At 53.2% G+C, this 5,497-nt stretch carries 4 protein-coding genes; all 4 read left to right on the top strand.

Features of this window, described 5'->3' with window-relative positions; translation table 11 throughout:
- Positions 1-505: 505 nt before the first annotated feature.
- Positions 506-1,603: an efflux RND transporter periplasmic adaptor subunit gene (locus tag ALB80_RS21565; protein ID WP_083445425.1), complete on the top strand. Its 1,098-nt coding sequence runs from the start codon at positions 506-508 to the stop codon at positions 1,601-1,603.
- Positions 1,603-4,695: an efflux RND transporter permease subunit gene (locus ALB80_RS21570; protein ID WP_050606167.1), complete on the top strand. Its 3,093-nt coding sequence runs from the start codon at positions 1,603-1,605 to the stop codon at positions 4,693-4,695. The genes ALB80_RS21565 and ALB80_RS21570 overlap by 1 nt, the downstream gene beginning before the upstream one ends.
- Positions 4,696-4,779: 84 nt before the next feature.
- A complete protein-coding gene (locus tag ALB80_RS22320) occupies positions 4,780-4,950 on the top strand; it encodes a hypothetical protein (protein ID WP_157054306.1) in 171 nt (56 codons plus the stop codon).
- Between the two features lie 200 nt (positions 4,951-5,150).
- Entirely contained in the window at positions 5,151-5,462 is a 312-nt protein-coding gene (locus tag ALB80_RS22325) for a hypothetical protein (RefSeq protein ID WP_157054307.1), read from the top strand.
- The last annotated feature ends 35 nt before the right edge of the window (positions 5,463-5,497 follow it).

The raw sequence follows: 5,497 nt of genomic DNA on the forward strand, positions 1-5,497 counted from the left end.
ATCATAGAAACCGATCTCCCGTCTCAGACCGTAATTCACACACTAAATGGCCGCTTCTGATCAAGTCGGACCTCCGATGAAGACGAGCCTATGACCGCCATGCGGACAAAGCTGTCATTGGCTCAGAAGTATGCAATGACAGCGTTTTGCCAAAAGCAGACATTTCCGCTCCACACGTTGGGCGGGACGACGGCCTTAGCTTTGCTCAATCACGGTGTAACTTCTGCACGCTTAACTTTTGACACAGCTACACTAACTCGAAAAACAAACCTTCTGTACTGCCGATAAGACAAACAGCAGCATCGAGGCGACGTCGTACTGCGAAGTTGTCTTGTCAGTTTGACAAGATGTACCCGGGTTTCTCTCCACCACCGCTAAACAAATTCGGATTTTTGACTTTGATTAGTGAGCGCGTACAATTGCAACAGCTTTAGGCGCAAAATCCGCAAGTTGGGCCACCTTCACGGAGACGAAGAGAGGAACGCGGGCGGCACGGGAGGGGGATATGAAGAGATTATCGGTTGGGCTTTTAGCCTTCGTGTTGCTTACCGGCTGCTGGGAGAAAGAAGAAGAAGCAACCCAAACACTAATACGACCTGTCAGAGCCACCGAGATTTCTGACCTATCCAGTTTGCATGACCGCTACTTTGTCGGAACGGCGAGAGCCGCACGCGAAGTGTCGTTGGCGTTTCGCGTGCCGGGCAATGTTGTCGGTGTCGATGTTCAGGTTGGCGACCTTGTAACGAAAGGTGCCGTCATCGCGGCCTTGGACCCAGCCCCGTACCAGGCCGAAGTCGATCGGCTTACTGCAGAACTTGAGAGCGCGCAGGCGACGTTTGAAAACGCCAAGTTGCAAACAGATCGGCAACGATCACTGGTCGAAAAAGATGTTGCTGCTCAGGCTACACTCGACCGGTTTGTCGCGGGCGAAACATCTGCTCAGGCGGCAATCAATTCTGTCCAAGGTGCTCTGGACAGAGCCACTCTGGATTTAACCTATACAAGTTTGGCTGCGCCGTTCGATGGCCGTGTGGTCGCTAAATACATAGAAGATTTCGAAGAAGTCGCGGCACAGACTCCGGTGCTGCGCATACTCGATGCTGAGCACATCGAAGTGGTAATCGATATCCCGGAACGATACATTGCCCTGATCCCGCATATTGAAGACATAACCGTAACTTTTGACGCTCTGGGGGATGTGGTTCTACCGGCGGAAATCAGCGAGATTGGATCAGAGGCTTCAGCAACGACCCGAACCTTCCCCGTCACGTTGATTATGGAGCAACCAGAAGACGCACTTGTTCTTCCGGGTATGGCAGGGCGCGTCCGTGGCCAGCCAAAGGAGGGGCACGAACCATTTGATGCGATCATGGTTCCTGCCAGCGCGGTTTTCGTGCCTGAAGGGGAAGCAGATCCGCACGTCTGGGTGTTCGATACCGGCTCAGAAACCGTAACAGCAAGGAAGGTTTCGCTTGGCACGCCCCGGTCGCAAGGGGTGGCCGTTAGTGAAGGTCTGGATTTTGGTGACGTCGTAGTCACTGCCGGAGCGAACTCTTTGCGAGAGGGTCAGAAAGTTTCGTTACTTTCTGAGGATACAGAGTAATGGGTCTCGCGGCGTTCTCAATCCGCAACGCCAAATTCGTTTGGTTCACGGTTGTCATGCTCACGTTGGGCGGCATTTCGGCTTTCTTTAGTCTGGGGCAGCTAGAAGACCCCGAGTTCACTATCAAAACTGCGGTTGTGACCACTCTCTATCCTGGCGCTAGCCCCGAAGAAGTTGAGCAGGAGGTCACAGAACGGATCGAGCTGAAGCTCCAAGAGATTAAAGAGATTGATTACATCTCGAGCGAAAGCAGGGCGGGTGTGTCGACCATTAAAGTCGAAATCCGCCCAAACTATTGGTCGGACCAACTGCCACAAATCTGGGACACGCTGCGCCGCAAAGTCAGAGACGTGGAAACAAACCTGCCCCCGGGCGCAAGTCGTCCTGCTATCAACGATGATTTCGGTGATGTCTTCGGTCTACTGCTGGCTATGACGTCTGATGGGTTCTCCGCTCAAGAGCTTGATGGTTTCGCCGAAGATTTCAAACGAGAGCTCTCGTTGATCGACGGTGTCGGCCGCGTTGATCTGTGGGGAGAACGCGACAGGGTCATTCATCTAGAAACACGGGAAGAAGCCTTGGCTGCTTTGGGCGTTTCAGCTCAGACCATTCTCAATACCCTGCAAACCCAGAATGCGATTGTGGATGCAGGGCGAGTGAATATCGGTGACTACCGCATGCGTATTGCGCCAAGCGGGACGTTCACTAGCCCAGCTGAAATCGCAGACTTAGTTGTCCGGCCGAGCGGTCTAGATCAGGTTCAAAGCGGTCAGCGTCGGGGGCCAGAGCTGCTAAGGCTGGGTGAAATCGTTGAGGTTAAAGAAGGTTACACTGACCCGCCAATAACCATGATGCGCTTTAACGGCCTTCCATCTATTGGTTTGGCAATATCCTTCCAGTCTGGTGTCAACGTCGTCAGCGTTGGCGAGGCCGTAGACGCGAGAGTATCAGAACTGATCGCTGGCCTGCCGGTGGGAATCGAGGTTGAACGGGTTCATTGGCAATCCGACGATGTAAACCTTGCGGTTAGCAGTTTTCTTGTGAGCCTTGGCCAAGCCGTCGCGATTGTCCTGGTCGTTTTGACTCTGGCGATGGGTGTTCGTATGGGAATCATAATCGGCAGCGGGCTAATCCTGACGATCCTTACAACCTTCATCCCATTGGCAGCACTGGGCATAGATCTGCAACGGATGTCATTGGGGGCGCTGATCATTGCGCTCGGCATGATGGTCGATAACTCGATCGTCGTAGCTGATGGCGCCATGGTTCGGATGTCGCAAGGTATAGACCGCGCGAAAGCCGCGATCGATGCGGCAACCCGCCCTGCCATGTCTCTTCTCGGTGCGACATTTGTCGCGGTTATGGCGTTCTACCCGATCTTCGCGTCCGTCGAGAGCGCGGGGGAGTACTGCCGGACGCTCTTCTCAGTCGTCGGGATAGCGCTGCTGGTGAGTTGGTTGCTGTCGATGACGGTCACGCCACTACAGTGCGTTGCTTTGCTACCGGAGCCAAAGGGCGGGGCCAGTGAGACCTTCGACACCGGCCTTTACGCTGTTTACCGCCGCTTTCTGTCTGCCGCTATCCGCGTTCGCTACCTGACGATCGGAGTGGCTGTGGGTGCTCTGGTTGTTGCCGGAGTTGGTTTTGGCTCAGTCACGCAACTTTTCTTCCCAACCTCGTCGATGACCAAATACATGATCGATTACTACGCGCCCGAGGGGACCCGTATTGAAGCCGTTTCCGAAGCGATCACGCGGATTGAAGAACAGGTGGAAATGGACGATCGCGTGACCGGTATAGCCAGCTTTATCGGAGCTGGCCCGCCGCGTTTCTACCTGCCGGTCGACCCTGAAGGAGCAAACCCTTCCTACGCGCAAGTCATTGTGAACGTCGAAGACTACCGTGACATCCCCGAGATGACCAAAGAGATATCGCTTTGGATATCAGCCAATATGCCCGAGGCGACCTCTTTCACACGCCAATTCGGTGTCGGACCTAGCAATACATGGGCGTTCGAGAACCGCATTGTCGGCCCAGCGGATGCTGATCCTGAGACATTGCGCGAAATTGGTGACAGAGCAGTTGCGATATTAGATCAGCATCAATGGACGAAAGTGGCGCGCACCGATTGGCGCAACCGTGTACTGAAAACTGTCCCAGCCTATGACCAGGACCGAGCGCGATGGACCGGCATCACCTATGAAGATCTTGGTAACACGACAAAACGTGCATTTGACGGGCGTTCGGTCGGCCTTTACCGCGAAGGTGACGAGTTGCTGCCAATCATCGTTCGGCCTGGCGCAGAAGACGTGGCTGCCGTCGACAACTTTGAACTGTTGCAACTTCAGTCACCGTTTTCTGTTGAGCCTGTCCCATTGGCGCAGGTCGTACGCGGCGTGAATATCCAGCTCGAAGACCCGACGATCAATCGTCGCGACAGGCGCCGTGTGCTGACGGTGCAAGCCAATCCAATCGATAGCGTAACTCTGCCAAGCTATCGCGCCGCAGTTCTTGCCGATTTTGAAGCTTTGGAGGCTGACTTGCCGCCGGGCTACAGCATGGAATGGGGTGGAGAGTACGAGGACACTGTGTCTGCGCAAGCGTCTTTGATTCCGGGAATGATACCCGCGTTTTCGATTATGGCTCTCATCGTCGTCGGGTTGTTTAACTCATACCGCAGACCGCTGGTCATTTTCCTGACCGTACCTTTTGTACTGATAGGTATTGTTCCGAGCTTGCTTCTCACAAACACTCCTTTTGGATTCGTTGCGTTGCTTGGGGGCATGAGCCTAGCGGGCATGATGATCAAAAATGCAATCGTTCTGATCGATCAGATCAACGATAACTTGGCTGAAGGTCAGCCGGGCTACGACGCGGTTTTGAATGCCGGAGCTTCAAGACTTCGCCCTGTCGTCCTGGCCGCAGCCACTACAGTTTTGGGTGTCATACCGCTACTTCCAGACGTGTTTTGGGTGGGTCTTGCCGTGACGATCATGGGTGGACTGACGGTGGGTACGATGCTCACAATGATACTGGTCCCGGTTTTGTTCGCCACTGTGCATGGCTTTCGACAATCGTCGAAAGCCATTTGATGTCGCCTTTCCAATAGTCTTCAGACCGGACTTTTTTGCGGAGTAAGTAGTCCTTGAGTTTAGACAATTCATTCGGGGGTTAAGATGGATAATACAGTACTGTACTTTTTAGTTGTCATCTTCGTGGTTGGCCTAGTCTCATTGGGATATTTCGCCAAAGGAAGCGGAGCACTGTTTGTGATTGTGATACTGGTTAGTGTGTTGTTGGCAATGATCGCATTTTTTGGGGGTTACTTTGGCGAAACACCGAAGTGAGTTTGTAATAGCATTGTCAAAGAGGCGTCGGTAGTTGCGGGAAACGTCAGTTGACCAGGGAACAAGTCTGCTTGGATATCCTAAGTTTTGCTACTCAATCGAAAAGATGCAATCCATTTTGGATAGCGGGAAGACAACGCGAGATAACCTACCCGAGCCCATACCGGTCCTTTTGACCTATTGGACTGCGTGGGTAGAAGATGGGACCGTTCATTTCCGTGAGGATCCATACGAACGAGATGCTCGAATACTTGCAGCTTAGTTTTGAAGGTTTACCCGTCCTACCGATCAAGGAAGATCAATCAAACGATACAAAAGAAGCTTCATCAGGACACAAGTTGTCGGGGCGCAACCGTGAAGTCTGCTTCCAGCTCAAAGCCGCATACGCTGCTATTGGAAGGAATGCCCGCTTTGAGCAGTCTGCTGTACTTTGCAAAGTCCGCTTTCTGCGCAGTGCTGACATTTGCGCCGAACGCAACATCGGTCACTTTGGGCTCGAAGCGGTCATCTGACTGTTTCTGTCGGATGTCCGTTTGCCAGCGCGAAG

The sequence above is a fragment of the Ruegeria sp. 6PALISEP08 genome (genome assembly GCF_001238295.1).
Lineage (GTDB): Bacteria > Pseudomonadota > Alphaproteobacteria > Rhodobacterales > Rhodobacteraceae > Ruegeria.

Excerpts from the sequence above, each read along its gene's own strand:
- ALB80_RS21565 (WP_083445425.1), top strand. The coding sequence starts at position 506 with ATGAAGAGATTATCGGTTGGGCTTTTAGCCTTCGTGTTGCTTACCGGC.
- ALB80_RS21570 (WP_050606167.1), top strand. The coding sequence starts at position 1,603 with ATGGGTCTCGCGGCGTTCTCAATCCGCAACGCCAAATTCGTTTGGTTC.
- ALB80_RS22320 (WP_157054306.1), top strand. The coding sequence starts at position 4,780 with ATGGATAATACAGTACTGTACTTTTTAGTTGTCATCTTCGTGGTTGGC.
- ALB80_RS22325 (WP_157054307.1), top strand. The coding sequence starts at position 5,151 with ATGGGACCGTTCATTTCCGTGAGGATCCATACGAACGAGATGCTCGAA.